The 15,466-nt window shown below is 67.6% G+C and carries 12 protein-coding genes; 10 read left to right on the forward strand and 2 right to left on the reverse strand.

The genetic code is table 11. The features are described 5' to 3' along the window. From GS4_RS21100 to GS4_RS21125, 6 genes are all read left to right on the forward strand, one after another. Positions 1-798 (forward strand): 5-oxoprolinase subunit PxpA, encoded by a 798-nt coding sequence (locus tag GS4_RS21100; protein WP_007624399.1) that lies wholly within the window; start codon positions 1-3, stop codon positions 796-798. Continuing rightward, on the forward strand, positions 795-2,153 hold the full coding sequence (locus GS4_RS21105) for a cytosine permease (protein WP_007624401.1): 1,359 nt from the start codon (positions 795-797) through the stop codon (positions 2,151-2,153). The genes GS4_RS21100 and GS4_RS21105 overlap by 4 nt, the downstream gene beginning before the upstream one ends. Continuing rightward, positions 2,150-3,613 (forward strand): amidase, encoded by a 1,464-nt coding sequence (locus GS4_RS21110; RefSeq protein ID WP_007624403.1) that lies wholly within the window; start codon positions 2,150-2,152, stop codon positions 3,611-3,613. The genes GS4_RS21105 and GS4_RS21110 overlap by 4 nt, the downstream gene beginning before the upstream one ends. Positions 3,614-3,929: 316 nt before the next feature. Next, complete coding sequence (locus tag GS4_RS21115) at positions 3,930-5,366, forward strand: sigma 54-interacting transcriptional regulator (protein WP_007624404.1); 1,437 nt, start codon at positions 3,930-3,932, stop codon at positions 5,364-5,366. 93 nt (positions 5,367-5,459) lie between these two features. After that, positions 5,460-7,457, forward strand: a complete 1,998-nt coding sequence (locus GS4_RS21120) for a vWA domain-containing protein (RefSeq protein ID WP_007624406.1) — start codon at positions 5,460-5,462, stop codon at positions 7,455-7,457. 326 nt (positions 7,458-7,783) lie between these two features. Beyond that, positions 7,784-8,416 carry a DUF1707 SHOCT-like domain-containing protein gene (locus GS4_RS21125; protein WP_040511333.1) on the forward strand — a complete coding sequence of 211 codons (633 nt, stop codon included), beginning with the start codon at positions 7,784-7,786 and terminating at the stop codon, positions 8,414-8,416. Between the two features lie 452 nt (positions 8,417-8,868). Here GS4_RS21125 and GS4_RS21130 read toward each other — a convergent pair whose 3' ends face one another. Further along, positions 8,869-9,804 (reverse strand): AEC family transporter, encoded by a 936-nt coding sequence (locus tag GS4_RS21130; protein WP_007624410.1) that lies wholly within the window; start codon positions 9,802-9,804, stop codon positions 8,869-8,871. A 203-nt stretch (positions 9,805-10,007) separates the two neighbouring features. Here GS4_RS21130 and GS4_RS24945 point away from each other — a divergent pair, with 203 nt between their 5' ends. From GS4_RS24945 to GS4_RS21150, 4 genes are all read left to right on the forward strand, one after another. Next, positions 10,008-10,730 carry a DUF4190 domain-containing protein gene (locus tag GS4_RS24945; protein ID WP_007624412.1) on the forward strand — a complete coding sequence of 241 codons (723 nt, stop codon included), beginning with the start codon at positions 10,008-10,010 and terminating at the stop codon, positions 10,728-10,730. 144 nt (positions 10,731-10,874) lie between these two features. Next, entirely contained in the window at positions 10,875-11,714 is an 840-nt protein-coding gene (locus tag GS4_RS24950; RefSeq protein WP_007624414.1) for a DUF4190 domain-containing protein, read from the forward strand. Positions 11,715-11,890: 176 nt separating this feature from the next. Beyond that, entirely contained in the window at positions 11,891-12,064 is a 174-nt protein-coding gene (gene rpmF / locus GS4_RS21145; protein ID WP_007624416.1) for a 50S ribosomal protein L32, read from the forward strand. 183 nt (positions 12,065-12,247) lie between these two features. Next, positions 12,248-14,536: a CocE/NonD family hydrolase gene (locus GS4_RS21150; protein WP_007624418.1), complete on the forward strand. Its 2,289-nt coding sequence runs from the start codon at positions 12,248-12,250 to the stop codon at positions 14,534-14,536. Between the two features lie 108 nt (positions 14,537-14,644). Here GS4_RS21150 and GS4_RS21155 read toward each other — a convergent pair whose 3' ends face one another. After that, on the reverse strand, positions 14,645-15,415 hold the full coding sequence (locus GS4_RS21155; protein ID WP_007624419.1) for an SDR family oxidoreductase: 771 nt from the start codon (positions 15,413-15,415) through the stop codon (positions 14,645-14,647). Positions 15,416-15,466: the final 51 nt, after the last annotated feature.

Here is a 15,466-nt window from a genome sequence, read left to right on the forward strand (position 1 = left end):
ATGAGCATCGTCGACCTCAACTGCGATCTCGGTGAGAGCTTCGGCGTCTACACCCATGGCGCGGATGGCCAGATGATGCCGATGATCACGTCGGCGAACATCGCCTGCGGCGCACACGGCGGAGACCCGGCTGTCATGCGGCGCAGCGTCGAACTCGCGTCGTCGCACGGTGTCGCCATCGGTGCGCATGTGGGGCTGCCTGATCGGATCGGATTCGGGCGCAGAGAGATCCCCACCACGCCGCAAGAGGCATACGACCTGTGCCTCTACCAGGTCGGCGCATTGGACGCCTACGTCCGAGCGCGTGGCCTCACGATGCAGCACCTGAAACTCCACGGTGCGCTGTACATGATGGCCAATCGCGACCCCGACCTCGCCGAAGCCGTCTGCTCCGCCGTCAACGACCTCGGTCGGACACTGCTCCTGTACGTGCTGCCGGGCTCGGCGCTCCACGCCGCCGCGCTCGACGTCGGGATCACTGCCGTCGGTGAGATCTTCGCCGACCGCCCATACCTGTCGGGTGCGGTCCAGATGTACGAGCGCACAGCCGAACTCATCGGCTCGATCGACACCATCATCACGCGGACCGTCCATCAACTCGCGGAGTCTGATCACGGTCAGCTGCAATCGGTCTGCGTGCACAGTGACACTCCGGATGCGCCCGTGATCCTCGCGGCGCTCCGGCCGGCCCTCATCGAGGCGGGCCATTCCTTCTCCGCTCCGGCGTCATCGGCGACGCGGACGACGATCACGGCTCCGCCCCTGGTGCCGACAACCCTTGCGAGAGGTATCTCATGACCGTGACCACACCGAAGTCGACAACGCAGGAGACGGAGCACAATGCTCTGGGCCTCGAGTCCGAGTTCGAGAACACCCCGGTACCCGAGTCGCATCGTCGCTCGACACTGTCCGTGTCGGCGGTCTGGTTCGGCTTCCCGATGGTTCTCACCAGTGCCATCTTCGGTGGGACGATCGTCTACGGATTGGGTTTCTGGAAAGGCCTGGCCGCCATCCTCATCGGCAACCTGGTGCTGTTCGGCTACGTCGGCGCGCTGTCGTATCTCGCCGGCAAGACCGGTAAGAACTTCGCGCTCAGCGCAGCCGAGACCTTCGGCAAGCACGGCTCCACCATCGTCGCCGGATTCCTGGCCACGGTTGTCATCGGCTGGTTCGCGTTCCAGACCGGTCTCACCGGCGCCACGCTGCACACCTCGCTCGGATGGAACGAGACCCTCTTCGCCCTCGTCGGCGGTCTGCTCTACATCGGTGTCACCTTCATCGGCATCCGCGCACTCACGGTGATCGGCTTGATCGCCGCACCGCTGTTCATCGCCCTCGGCATCGTCGCGGTGGTCTTGGTGACCCGCGAGAGCGGTTTCGGCGCAATCACTTCGTACTCCGGTGGTGCCACCGACGCGACGGTGCTCTCGCTCGGCGCGGCGGTCACGATCGTCATCGCGGGCTTCATCGATTCCGGCACGATGACCGCCGACTTCACCCGCTGGTCGCGCGGTGGCAAAGAAGCAGTAATCGCCACGTTCAGTGCATTCCCGATCGCGAACTTCATCGCGATGATCACCGGCGGCGTCGTCGTCGCCGCAGGCGGCGCGCTCAGCCCGGCGACCGACGGTGGCGACTTCCTGCCGATCCTGACCGACCACGGCCCGCTGCTGACCGTGCTGGCAGTGGTGTTCGTCTTCGTCAACCTCGGATCCGTCTGCGCCCATTGCCTCTACAACGGTGCTGTCGGCTGGAGCCAGCTCACCGGATCGACGATGCGGCTGCTGACCATCATCCTCGGTGTCGTCGGTCTCGCGATCGCACTTGCAGGCGTCTGGTCGCACTTCGCGACCTGGCTGAACCTGCTCGGCATCTTTGTGCCGTCCATCGGTGCCGTCCTCATCATCGACCAGCTGGTGACCCGTCGGGCCGCATCGCGTGCGGTTACCGGATTCCGCGTGCAGCCGTTCGCGGCGTGGGCAATCGGTGCGGCCTGTGCGTACGCGGTCCACCACTGGGCGCCTCAACTCAGCGAGGCGATCGTCGGAATGGTCTGCGCTGCCGTCGCTTACCTGATGATCGAGATGATCACCCCGATGGTGTCCCGGAAGACGGTCACGAACACCACCACCGAGATCGAGGTCGCGTCGTGACGGTGGCCGACACCGATCTGACCCGTGCGTCGGCCACCGAACTGGCGGCTCTGATCCGCAACCGCGCCGTCACGGCGTCCGAGGTCACCGAGTCCGCACTCGCACGAGTGGGTGCACTCGACGACCGTCTGCACGCATTCGTCGAGCGCACCGACGATCTCGCCCGCTCGACCGCTGCGGCAGTGGATGCCGCGGTGGAGCGCGGCGACGAGGTGGGACCGCTCGCCGGCGTGCCGATCGCCATCAAAGATCTGATCGCGACCGCGGGCATCCCCACCCGAAATGGCTCGCCCGCATACGAATCCTGGGTCCCCGAGGACGACGACGTGGTGGTCGAGCGGGTCCGCGCGGCAGGCGCCGTCATCCTCGGGAAGACCACCGTGCCCGAATTCGGTTACAGCGGAGTCGGACACAACCCGATCTCACCGGCCGCGCGTAACCCGTGGAATCCGGAGCTCACGCCGGGCGGGTCATCGGCCGGGTCGGGGATCGCGGTCGCGACGGGGATGGCGCCGATGGCGCTCGGCAGCGACGGCGGTGGTTCGGTGCGCATCCCGGCGTCACTGTGTGGACTCGTCGGCTTCAAGGCGTCGATGGGGCGCGTGCCGTTGTATCCCGGATGTCGGGACGAGCGGTTTCCCGGGGTGTCGAGTTGGGAGACCATCGAGCACATCGGGCCCATGACCCGGACGACAGCCGATGCGGCCTTGCTGATGTCGGTGATCGCGGGACCCGATCCGCGGGACAGGCATTCGCTGCCGGCCGGAGACGTCGATTGGCTCGGCTGTGTGTCGGAGCAGGCGGTGGCGTCCGCGGTGGCAGGTCTTCGGATCGGCTACACACCAGACTTCGGTTACATGCCGGTCGACCCGGAGGTGCGCGGAGTCGTCGATGCAGCGGTGGGTGCGTTCGGAGAACTGGGGGCGACCGTCGTCGAGGTCGACGCGCACATCGACGATCCACAGCCCCACTTCTGGCCGATCGTGATGGCTGATTCGGACCTCGTGGGAATGCGACGGCTGGTCGAGGAATACGGCGTTCGGATGTCGCCGCATCTGGTCGAGTTGGTGCGCCACCCGTGGTCGGCGGAGGAGTTCAGCGACGCGCAGATGGCGCGGAAGCGGCTCGTCAATCAGATGTGGAAGCTGATGAACGGTATCGACTTGCTGATCACGCCGACGCTCGCGGTCCCGGCGTTCCCGATCGGGACCCAGGGGCCCGAGTTGATCGATGGTCGGATGGTCGATCAGGGCCGATGGTTGGGCTTCCTGAGCATGTTCAACCTGACCGGGCAGCCCGCGATGTCGGTGCCTGCGGGCTTCACGGCAGGCGGTCTGCCGGTGGGCCTGCAGATCGTCGGACCACATCTGGGTGATGCAGCGGTGCTGCGTGCGGCTGCGGCATTCGAGGAGGCTCGCCCCTGGACGTCGCGGTGGCCGGAGGTCGTGCACGGCGGGTAGTCGGTAGGCCTGCCGGGTGCTGGCCCTGGGCCTGGCCCGGATTTTTGACACGTGAGCGGGTCTCGGTCGGGAATGCGCACAGTTCGGCACGCTCAGGTGTCATTTGTCCGACAGGGCGCGGGAGGTGGCCGGCTCCGGCCGGGAGCGTGAACTGCCCAAAATCTGCCGCCGAGCGGGGAGTCGCGTGGATAGTGCACGCGGCTACCTGCTGGGCGGCAGATTTTGGTGAGCGGGGCCCGGCGCCGTCGCGAGTTTCACAGAGCATCGAATCCCGACGACCAGCAGTCGCGCGATCGGCGGGAGTACCGTTGTTGAGGTGCCAGAGGACATCACCGCACCCACCACTTCCGCTTCCACCGAAACCCGCCATCCGTCGCCCCGGACCGTCGGCGAACTGCGGGCCAGCGGCCACGTCCAGCGGAGCATCCGCGACGAGATCCGCAACAACCTCCTCTCCGCGCTCCGCGAGGGGCGTGACCCGTGGCCGGGCATCGTCGGCTTCGAGGCGACCGTCGTCCCGCAGTTGGAGCGCGCGCTCATCGCAGGTCACGACGTCGTCATGCTGGGCGAGCGCGGTCAGGGCAAGACCCGACTGCTGCGCACGCTGGTCGGCCTGCTCGATGAGTGGACGCCCGTCATCACCGGTTCCGAACTGGGGGAGCACCCGTACGAGCCGATCACGCCGGGCTCCATCCGCAAGGCCGCGAACCTGCTGGACGACCTGCCGATCGAGTGGCGTCACCGCACCGAGCGGTACAGCGAGAAGCTCGCGACCCCCGACACCTCGGTCGCCGACCTGGTGGGCGACATCGACCCGATGAAGGTGGCCGAGGGCCGCAGTCTGGGCGATCCGGAGACCATCCACTTCGGACTGATCCCGCGGGCGCACAGGGGCATCGTCGCCATCAACGAACTCCCCGACCTCGCCGAGCGCATCCAGGTCGCGATGCTCAACGTGATGGAGGAGCGCGACATCCAGGTGCGTGGTTACTCACTGCGGCTACCGTTGGATGTGCTGGTGATGGCCAGCGCGAACCCGGAGGATTACACCAACCGCGGTCGGATCATCACCCCGCTCAAGGACCGTTTCGGTGCCGAGATCCGGACGCATTATCCGCTCGAACTCGACGACGAGATCTCGGTCATCGAGCAGGAGGCCGACCTGACGGCCACGGTCCCGACATTCCTGATCGAGATCCTCGCGCGTTTCACCCGCTACGCCCGCGACCATCCGTCGATCGATCAGCGTTCCGGTGTCTCGGCGCGGTTCTCCATCGCCGGTGCGGAGACGGTCGCGGCGGCGGCCCTGCACCGCGCGACCATCGTCGGCGAGGATGTGCCGGTGGCTCGTGTGGTCGACCTCGAGTCGGTGATCGAGGTGCTGCGCGGCAAGATCGAATTCGAGTCGGGCGAGGAGGGGCGTGAACTCGAGGTCCTCGAGCATCTGCTGCGCAAGTCCGTCGCCGACACCGTGCGCGCCCATCTCGGCGGCGTCGACCTCGCCTCGCTGGTGGCCGCGCTCGAGAACGGTGAACCGGTGGCCACCGGCGACCGCGTCACCGCAGCCGATCTCGTCGCCGCGATCCCCGAGCCCGAGGTCACCGGCCCGGTCATCGACGCCATCGCCGAGCGTCTCGACGCCGACAGCGAGGGCGAACGAGCGAGTGCACTCGAATTGGCACTGGAGGGCTTGTTCCTCGCTCGACGGATCGGCAAGGAGGCCGACGAGTCGGGTCAGACCATCTACGGCTGACGGCTCTGCACCGGCCTGCCCTGGCCGGTGCAGAGCCGACCGCGCCGGTGACACCGATGTCGCCGACATGCCCTTTCGGAGGAGGCGGACACCATGGTTCGCAAAGGTTTTCATCGGTCGCGCTACCAGCGCTACACCGGCGGCCCCGACCCGCTCGCACCGCCGGTCGATCTGCGTGAAGCGCTGGAGGAGATCGGCGACGACGTGATGGCCGGGGTGTCGCCGACGCGTGCGCTGCGAGAGTTCCTGCGCCGCGGCACGTCCGACATGCGCGGTCTCGACAAGCTGCGCGAGCAGGTGAATCGCCGGCGGCAGGAGCTGTTGAAGAACCGCAACCTGGACGGCACGTTCACCGAGATCCGCGAACTCCTCGACCGTGCGGTACTCGAGGAGCGCAAGCAGCTCGCCCGCGATCTCGATGACGACGCGCGATTCAAGGAGATGCAGATCGGCAGCCTCCCGGCGTCGACAGCCCAAGCGGTCGAAGAACTCTCGGAGTACGACTGGCGCAGCCCGCAGGCGCGCGAGGACTACGAGAAGATCAAGGACCTCCTGGGACGTGAGCTGCTCGACCAGCGGTTCGCCGGGATGAAGGAGGCACTCGAAGGTGCCACCGAGCAGGACCGCGAACGCATCTCGGAGATGCTCAAGGACCTGAACCGGTTGCTCGATGCGCACAATCGGGGTGAGGACACCACCCAACAGTTCGACGAGTTCATGAACGCTCACGGCGAGTACTTCCCGGAGAACCCGCAGAGCACCGAGGAACTCATCGACTCGCTGGCACAGCGCGCGGCCGCGGCGCAGCAGTTCTACAACTCGCTCACACCCGAGCAGCGTGCCGAACTCGACCAACTGGCCCAACAGGCCTTCGGATCGCCGGATCTGATGAACCAGTTGGCGCAGATGGATTCGGCACTCCGTCAGGCCCGTCCGCAACTCGGATGGGGTGAGGGGCAGGACTTCTCCGGTGACCAGCAGATGGGGCTCGGTCAAGGAGCTGCCGCGCTGCGCGACATCTCCGAACTGGAGGCGCTGAGTGAGCAACTGTCGCAGCAGTACGCAGGCGCGCAGATGGAGGACATCGACATCGACGCCCTCGAGCGTCAACTGGGGGACCAGGCCGGCGTGGACGCACGCACCCTCGCCGAACTCGAGAAGGCGTTGTCGGAGCAGGGGTTTTTCGATCGCACCTCCGACGGTCAGCTCCGGCTCAGCCCCAAGGCGATGCGACAGCTCGGCGAGTCGATCTTCAAAGACATCGCGGACCAGTTGTCGGGTCGGGGTGATCGACAGACCAGGCGGTCGGGTGCGCTCGGCGAGCCGACCGGCGCGACCCGAGAGTGGGCCTTCGGCGACACCGATCCGTGGGATGTCACCCGAACGGTGTCGAACTCTGTGTTGCGCACCATCTCCGAGAGTCCGGAGCCGTCGCGCGTCGTCTCCCAGATGAGTCGCGAAGGCGTACACATCGACGTCCGGGATGTCGAGGTAGCCGACACGGAGGCCCGCACGCAGGCGGCCGTGGTGCTGCTCGTCGACACCTCGTTCTCGATGGAGATGGAGGGGCGGTGGACGCCGATGAAGCGCACCGCGATCGCGCTGAACCACCTGATCTCCACCCGGTTCCGCAGCGACGAGCTGCATCTCATCGCCTTCGGCCGGTATGCGCGGTCCATCGACATCGCGGAGCTGACCGGTCTGCAGCCGCGGATGGAGCAGGGCACCAACCTTCATCACGCATTGCTGTTGGCGCAGCGGCACTTACGGCGCTTTCCGAACGCCCAGCCAGTCGTGCTCGTCGTCACCGACGGTGAACCGACCGCGCATCTCGATCCGAGCGGCGAACCGTTCTTCTTTTACCCGCCGCACCCTCAGACCATCGCGCTCACCGTCCGTGAGCTGGACCATGTCGCGCGGTACGGAGCGCAGGTGACGTTCTTCCGGCTCGGTGAGGACCCTGGGCTTGCGCAGTTCATGGATCAGATCGCGCGTCGCATCGGAGGTCGGGTCGTCGCGCCGGACGTCGACGGTCTGGGCGCCGCGGTGGTCGGCGACTACCTGCGTTCGCGCCGCGGTCGCCGACGCTGAGTCGGGTGGGCTTGGTCGGGGACGTGGTGCGTCGGGGTCGGATTTTTGGCACGTGAGCGGGTTGCGGTGGGGACTGTGCACACCGTGGCTCGCTGACGTGTCAGTTGTCCGACTACCCGCTGTGAGCTCGGTCGGCTCGGATTTCTGACACCGGAGCGGGGTGCGGTGGGGACTGTGCACGCGGTGGCTCGCTGACGTGTCAGTAATCCGAGAACTGACACTCTGGGCACACCGACAACTCACCCGATCCGCCACGTGCCGCGCCGCCCCGACCGCACGGGGAAGTCTCGTGACGGGAGCACGGGTAGGCCACTACGCTGGTCGGCGTGAGTTCTCCCGGCGATCTCCCGACCCCTGCTGACGACCATCGGCGCGCTCAATTGCGAGCAGCGGACGCCGACCGCGAGTTCGTCCACGCGATCTTGTCGGCGGCGATGGCCAACGGCAACCTGTCTCCGGTCGAGTACGAGGAGCGAGCCGGGAAAGCCGTGGTGGCCAAGACGTTCGGCGAACTCGACGATCTCACCGACGATCTGCCCGTGGCCCAGCTCGGCGTGGGTGCGCCCGCGTCGGACACGCACACCCGTCCGGCGGCGACGCCGTCGGGCCGGCCGCCGGTCCGCAATGCGATCGCGATCATGTCCGGGTCGGAGGTCGGTGGCAACGCGGCCGTCGCCGAGGATCTGAACGCCGTGGCGATCATGGGCGGAGTGGAGATCGATCTCCGCGAGGTCGAGTTCACCAGCCCCACCCTGACAATCCGTGCCACCGCGATCATGGGTGGCGTCGAGATCACAGTCCCGCCGGATGTCACCGTGGAGATCGGTGGGTCGGCGATCATGGGCGGATTCAATCGCCGTGCCGCGGGTCGGGGTGCGCCCGGCGCGCCGATCGTCTCGATCACGGGGTTCGCGTTGATGGGTGGCGTCGAGGTGAAACGGAAGCCGCGCAAGTCCTGAGCGGATTCCTGACACGTCAGCGGACGGCGCTGCGCACCATCCACGGTGCGGCGCTGTGGGGTGTCAGGAGTCCGACAACCGCACTGGGGACAAGCCCGCCGGAGCCGCCGGAGCCGCCGGAGCCGCCGTCGATGCTCGGACCGGATTTCTGACACGTCAGCGGACGGCGCTGTGCACCATCCACGGTCCGGCGCTGTCAGGTGTCAGGAATCCGACAACCGCACGGCGGACAAGCTCGCCGGGCCCCGCCGGAGCCGCCGGACCTGCCGTCGATGCTCGGACCGGATTTCTGACACGTCAGCCAGTCACGCCGTGCACCATCCACAGTCCAGCGCTGTCAGGTGTCAGGAATCCGACAACCGCACGGCGGACAAGCCCATAAGCCCACCGGACCGGACGTCGGGGCCACCCGACCGCCCGGATGCCGACGACACGCACGTCGACGACACGGGTCAGGCGAGTAGCACCGAGATGATCATGATGACCGGGATGGACGCGACGGTCGTGATCAGTGCGGTGTCGCGGGCCATGATCTCCGCCTGCCGATATCGGGTGGCGAACACGAGCACATTCTGCGCGGTCGGCAACGCGGCGATGACGACCTGAGCGAACAGATGTGATCCGGTCTCGCCGAAGCCCCATCGCGCGACGATGTAGACGAGCGCAGGCATCGCGATCATCTTCAGCACGGTGGCCAGGGCGATGTCACGTCGAGGGCTGTGTCCCTTCTTGAACACCGCGACCCCGGTGAGTGAGAGCCCGAAGGCCAACAGCGCGGCGGGCACCGACGCATCGCCCAACATCTTCAGCGGCGCCAGCACCGCGTGCGGGGGTGTGACACCGATCAGTGACACCACGAGTCCCGCGACCCCGCCGACCACGATCGGGTTGGTGATCGGACCGACCACCGCGTTGCGCAACGTCGACGATCCCGAGCCCTTCTCGGCGGAGGTCGCGTCCAGGGCGACGAGCGCGATGGGCGAGTAGACCAGGATCTGGAACAACAGCAGCGGTGCGATGAACGATGCGTCGTCGAGGACGAAGATCGCGATCGGCAGACCGAGGTTGACGCTGTTGACGTACGAGGACGCCATCGCGCCGATGGTCAGTTCCGCGATCGTGCGATGCAGCCAGAGTCGGGCGATCACCGCATAGACCGCGCCGATCGCGAGGGCGCATCCGCCGGCGATCACGAGGGTGCTGGAGAAGATCACCGAGAGATCGGTGGTCACCAGCGAGTAGAAGAGAAGTGCGGGCGTCGACACGAAGAACACCAGGCGGGAGAGCACGCCGTGTGCGCCGTCGCCGAGGACTCGGGTGCGTCCCAGGATGTAGCCGATCCCGACCACGATGAAGATGACGGTGAAGCCCGAGATCACGCCTGACACCGGTCGAGTCTATTCACTAAGGTGGAACGGACATTTCGATGGTGCCGCGATCCCGACCGGCGGTGCTGCGGACACCCGGAGGATCGCCGACACGCACTACAGGTGCATCGTGCGGCCGGATGGGGGCGGGGCCGAGTGGGACTGTCGGGGGAGTACCGCAACGCCGGGCGTGACACACGCGATGCTGACGGAGGGAACTGATCGTGACTCGACCGCCGAATCCGGGCTCGCCGGGACCCGACGACGAATGGACCGCGATCCCACCGCAGGCGGGAACGGCCGATCCCGGCGTCCCGACTTTCGGTCAGCCCGGCTACGACCCTGTGTACGGCCCGACCGCCCATCATCAGGTGCCGCCCGTCGAGTCGGCCCACGGACCCGACGCAGTGCCTGACCAGACCGCGCCGCCCTACTACGGATCGGCATCGAGCGGCCCACCGGCCTACCCTCACGCGTCCGCCCCCCGTGCATCCACGCCGTATGTCGCGCCCGGCAGCTCGGCGCAACCGCAGCAGGGATACGGCGCACTCCCGCCGTACGGTCAGCCGTCCTACGGCCAACCCGGATACGGCCAAGCCGGATACGGCCAAGCCGGATACGGCCAGCAGGGCTACGGTCAGCCCGGATACGGGGCGCCCGCATACGGGGTGCCGACGCAGCCGCAGACGAGCGGCAAGGCGATCGCCGCGCTGGTGTGTGGGATCGGTTCGTTACCCCTCATCCTCCTGACCTGCGGCATCCTGGCCATCCCGGCGGGAATCGTCGCGATCGTCCTGGGCGTCGGTGCCCGGCGTGAGGTGGCCGACTCCGCGGGACAACGCTCCGGCGACGGGCTGGCCCTCGCCGGCATCATCACCGGTGCTCTCGGCATCGTCCTGGGTGCTCTGCTGCTCACCTTCTACGGCTTCGCGTGGGTCGGAGCCTGAGCAGGCCGACCAGCATCGACGATGCCTCGGCGCAGAGGTGACCATTCGAATGTCGGACACCGTCGTCGCGCGGGGACCACTAGGGTGTAACCGACGACGACGCCGGTACGAGCAGGGCGTCACCCGCGTGAGAAAGGCTCTTCCATGTCGAGTCCGTCCGACGGAAACGGTGACCAGCAGAACACCCCCGAACAGGGTGGCGCCACCGACGAGACCCAGGTGTCGGCGACGTCCGGCAACGCGACGCCGGAGTCGGCGGATGCGACCCGCGTGATCTCCACCGGCTCGGGTGACCCCGCCGAGCCGACCACCGCGGTGCCCTCGGCCAACGCTCCCGGGGCCGACGCGACGACCGTCTACCCGACGTCGGGTCAGGCCGGCCAGGGAATCCCGTCGTACGGCGCGTCCGATCCGTCCATCCCGACAGCGGATCCGTACGGCACCCCGCCGCAGTACGGCCAGGAGTCGCAATACGGCCAGGAGTCGCCGTACGGTCAGCCGGGGCAGGATGCCGCCTACGGTCAGGCCGGCCAGTTCGGCCAGGACCCGTACGGCGCCGCCCCGCAGTACGGGCAGGCCCAGACACCGCCGCCGTCGTACGGTGCGCCCGCCTACGGGCAGCAGCCCCAGTACGGGCAGCCGGCCTACGGCCAGCCTCAATACGGACAGCCGTACCCGGGCGGCTACCCGGCAGTCCGGCAGAACAACGGCAAGGCGATTGCCGCGCTGGCGGTGAGCATCGGTGGCTTCGTGCTCTGCGGGCTGCTCGCCGGTATCCCCGGCATCGTCGCCGTGATCCTTGGCAACCAGGCTCGCGACGAGGTCCGCAACTCCGGCGGTACGCAGGACGGCGACGGCATGGCGAAGGCCGGCGTGATCATCGGATGGGTCGCCATCGCGGTGACGGTCCTCAGCATCATCGGCTTCATCATCTTGTTGTTGGTCGGGGCATTCGCGTCGAACAGCAGTACGTCGACGTACTGACCCGCGACGATCCTGCTCATCGGCCCCGACCGCCTCGTTTTGGCGGAGAGGCCCGCCGACGGTAGTCTGGTCTGGTTGTGTGTCGCGCCCGAGCGGGCCGTCGGCGCACGGATCGGCCGGACCCGTCGGTGACGGGAGACCGCCGCACGACTCATCGGTAGGAAGAGGGCTCAATCATGGCTGTACCCAAGCGTCGGATGTCGCGGGCCAACACCCGTAGCCGTCGTTCGCAGTGGAAGGCGGACAACCCGGCTCTGCAAGAGGTGAAGGTGAACGGCGTCGTTCAGCGGATCCCGCGTCGCTACGTCAAGGCTGCACAGGCCGGCGTCATCGACCTCGACCGCCGCTAGACAACCGCCTCTTTTCAGGCTCTCGACGGGCCGCCCGGACCTCTGGTCCAGGCGGCCCGTCGGCATGTCCGCAGTACCTCGGCGGCTACGCGGAGGAGGCCGTCCCACGCCGTGTCCCGATCCGGTTGGGTCGAACATATGAATGATCTGTCGATGTCCGTTCGCCTCGCATAAAGTCAGCGGGTGGTCTGGGGGCGTGGGGCGCAGAATCGGTGGATCTCGGGTGTCGTGGCGGTGACGCTGACGACGATCTCGATCGTGACGACGACGTCGGGGACGGCATCGGCGTCACCGAAGACCGGCCACGGCGCCGGCAGCGTGACGCAGGCATACCTCGTGGATGCCACACCGGGCGCGGGCGTTCGCCTGCTGGGACCCGACGGTTCGGTCCGCGAGCAGGGGCGGGTGGATCGCCTCGGGTCGTTCCTGGTCCGTGAACTCGCCCCGGGAGACGGCTATCGGTTCGTCGTCGGCGGCACCGCGGGCAACACCTTCGAGGTTCTCTCCGAGACACCGCCGCCGGCAACGCTGTATGACCAGAAGCTCCGCCCCGGGCTCAACTACATCCGCGTACGCGATGGCGTGACACTCGCCGCGACGCTGCGGTTGCCCTACGGGACGACGCTCGCCGACGGCCCGTTCCCGACTCTCATCGAATACTCGGGATACCAGACCGCCGCGCCCCATGACTTCGTCCTCGGAGCACTCGGCACGTTGGCGAAGCGTCCGGACCCCCTGGCCCCGGCGATCAGCACGATGCTGGGCGGCGCGGTCGGACCGGTCGCGGGCTTTGCGACAGTCAACCTCCAGATGCGTGGGAGTGGTTGCTCCGGAGGCGCTTTCGACCTCTTCGACCTGCCGAGCGTCTACGACGGTTACGACGCCATCGAGACGGTCGCGCGGCAACCGTGGGTCACCGGTCATCGGGTCGGCATGATCGGCATCTCGTTCTCCGGGATCTCCCAGATCGCCGTCGCCGGCACCCGACCGCCGAGTCTGGCCGCCATCGCACCGATGAGCATCACCGACGACCTGTATTCCACCGGATTCCCCGGCGGCATCTTCAACACCGGCTTCGCCAACAGTTGGCTGAAGGAGCGGCAGGATCACGCGCGTCCTGCACCCGAGGGTGGACAACCCTATGCGCGCGAACTGGTCCGGTCCGGTGACCGACAGTGTGCGGCGAATCAGAAGCTGCGGCTGCAGACGCAAGACGTCGAGCGACTCGTCGCCGACAACCCGACCCGCACCCCGTCGCTCTTCGGCCATCGCTCGCCGAGCGCATGGGCATCGCGCATCCAGGTGCCGATCCTGCTGAGCGGTGCGTTGCAGGACGAACAGACCGGACCCCAGTGGACGTCGATCATCCCTCGGCTGCAGGACAATCCGAATGTCTGGGTGAAGATGATCAACGGCGCACACTTCGACTCGGCCGGACCGCAGATCCTGGGTACCTGGTACGAGTTCCTGAATCTCTTCGTCGCGCGGCGGATCCCGCCGCCGTCGCCTGCCCTCACCGCACTCGGGCCGGTCCTCTACGAGGCGACCAGCGGAACGCCAGGACAGGTGATCCGGACGGATCGACTCGCCGGGCAGCGGTCACTGTCGGCCGCACGCACCGTCTTCGCGCGTCAACCCCGCATCGAGGCATTTTTCGGCAGCGGCACGGCCGGTGGCCCCGGCGGGCCGGGCAACCTCGGGGCCCCGTGGTCGAAGGGCTTCTCATCCTGGCCGCCGGCGTCGGTGGGCGACGGCACGCGGTTCGCTCTCGATCGTGGCGGACGCATCTCGCCGACACCCGGCCCGTCGTCGACGGTCTCGTTCCGTCCCGACCCCGCGGCCCGTCCGGCCGGAACGCTGGACGTCGTCGGGCCGTCGATGGTGCCATGGAAGGCGTTGCCGCCGTACGACTGGCGGCCGGTCACCGGTACCGCCGGAGTGGGATTCGTCAGTGCGCCGAGGACATCCGATGCCGTGGTGGTCGGGCCGGCGAGCCTCGACCTTCAACTCGGATCGTCAGCGCCCGACACCGACCTGCAGGCGACACTTACCGAGGTGCGGCCCGACGGTCGGGAGACGTATGTGACGTCGGGGTACCTGCGGGCGTCACTGCGCGCGGTCACTTCGCAGGCCACACCGCTGGTCCCGGCCCGTGACTGGCTGACACCGCAACCGCTGCAGCGCAGTACCCAGACCGCCCGCATCGCGTTGAACCCGGTGGCGTACACCTTCCGGGCCGGGAGTCGCATCCGCATCACGATCACCGCACCTGGTGGCGACCGCACGTCGTGGCGGTTCGACACGCCGGCAACCCACGGGCGGATCGTCGACACCATCGGTCTAGGCGTCGGCGGATCCTCGTTGGTGCTCCCGATCGTGCCCGGCGCACGCGCCGCAGGCCCGGCCGGGCCGTGCGACGGCCTGCGCGGACAGCCATGCCGCGCATACGTTCCGAGCCTCACCGGCGGCTGACGCCGGTACCCGGAAACGGCTCTCGGGAGAACGGCACCGACCTCGCACAGAAATGGAAAACGGCCCCCGGACGCAGTGGTCGGGGGCCGCTCTCGCTCGAGCATCAGGTCACTGCGCGAGCAACTTGTTGATCAGTCGCGAGGCGAAGTTCGGCGCGAACTTGGCGACGTTGGCGAGCACTGTGGTCTGCACGCCCACCGAGTAGGACGTGCGGTGGATGCGGAGGTCGCGCGGCGTCGGATGCACCGACTCCCAGACCTTCTCGGCGACCTGCTCGGGCGTGATGCGCACGCCGAGGGTCTTGGTCGTCTTAGCGTCGTTGTCGGCCAGGGCGGTCTTGGCCCACAGCGGCCAGATGCCGACGACGCGGATGCCCTTGGGCTCCCACTCCAACTCGAGGGCCTCGGTGAGGCCGGCGACGTAGAACTTGGCCGCGCTGTAGGTCGCGATGCCCGGCTGGCCGTAGATGGCCGACGCGGAGGCGATGTTCACCAGGTGCGAACCCGGGGTCGCCTTCAGGTACTTGTAGGCGGCCTGCGCGCCCAGGGTGACGCCGAGGACGTCGATGTCGATCTGCGTCTTGATTGCCCCCGCGGAGATCTGGTCTATGTCACCGGCGACCAGCACGCCCGCGTTGTTGTCGAGGACGTCCAGCGTGCCATCGGTGTGCGAGGTGAAGTCGGCGAGCGCCTGCTCCCACTGCTCTGGATCGCGGACGTCGAGTTCGCCGACGATCCAATTGGGGTGATTGGCCTTGACCTTCGACAGGGCGTCCTTGTCGACGTCGTAGACGCCGACGGTCCATCCCTCACGGCCGAAACGCTCGGCGGTGGCCAGACCGATGCCCGCGGCACCTCCCGAGATGAAGATCGATGACATGACTGCTCCCGCCCGTTGACCTGCTCAGATGTGATTCTCGAAGAAAGTTAC

This window comes from Gordonia soli NBRC 108243 (assembly GCF_000334455.1).
GTDB classification, from domain to species: Bacteria; Actinomycetota; Actinomycetes; order Mycobacteriales; family Mycobacteriaceae; genus Gordonia; species Gordonia soli.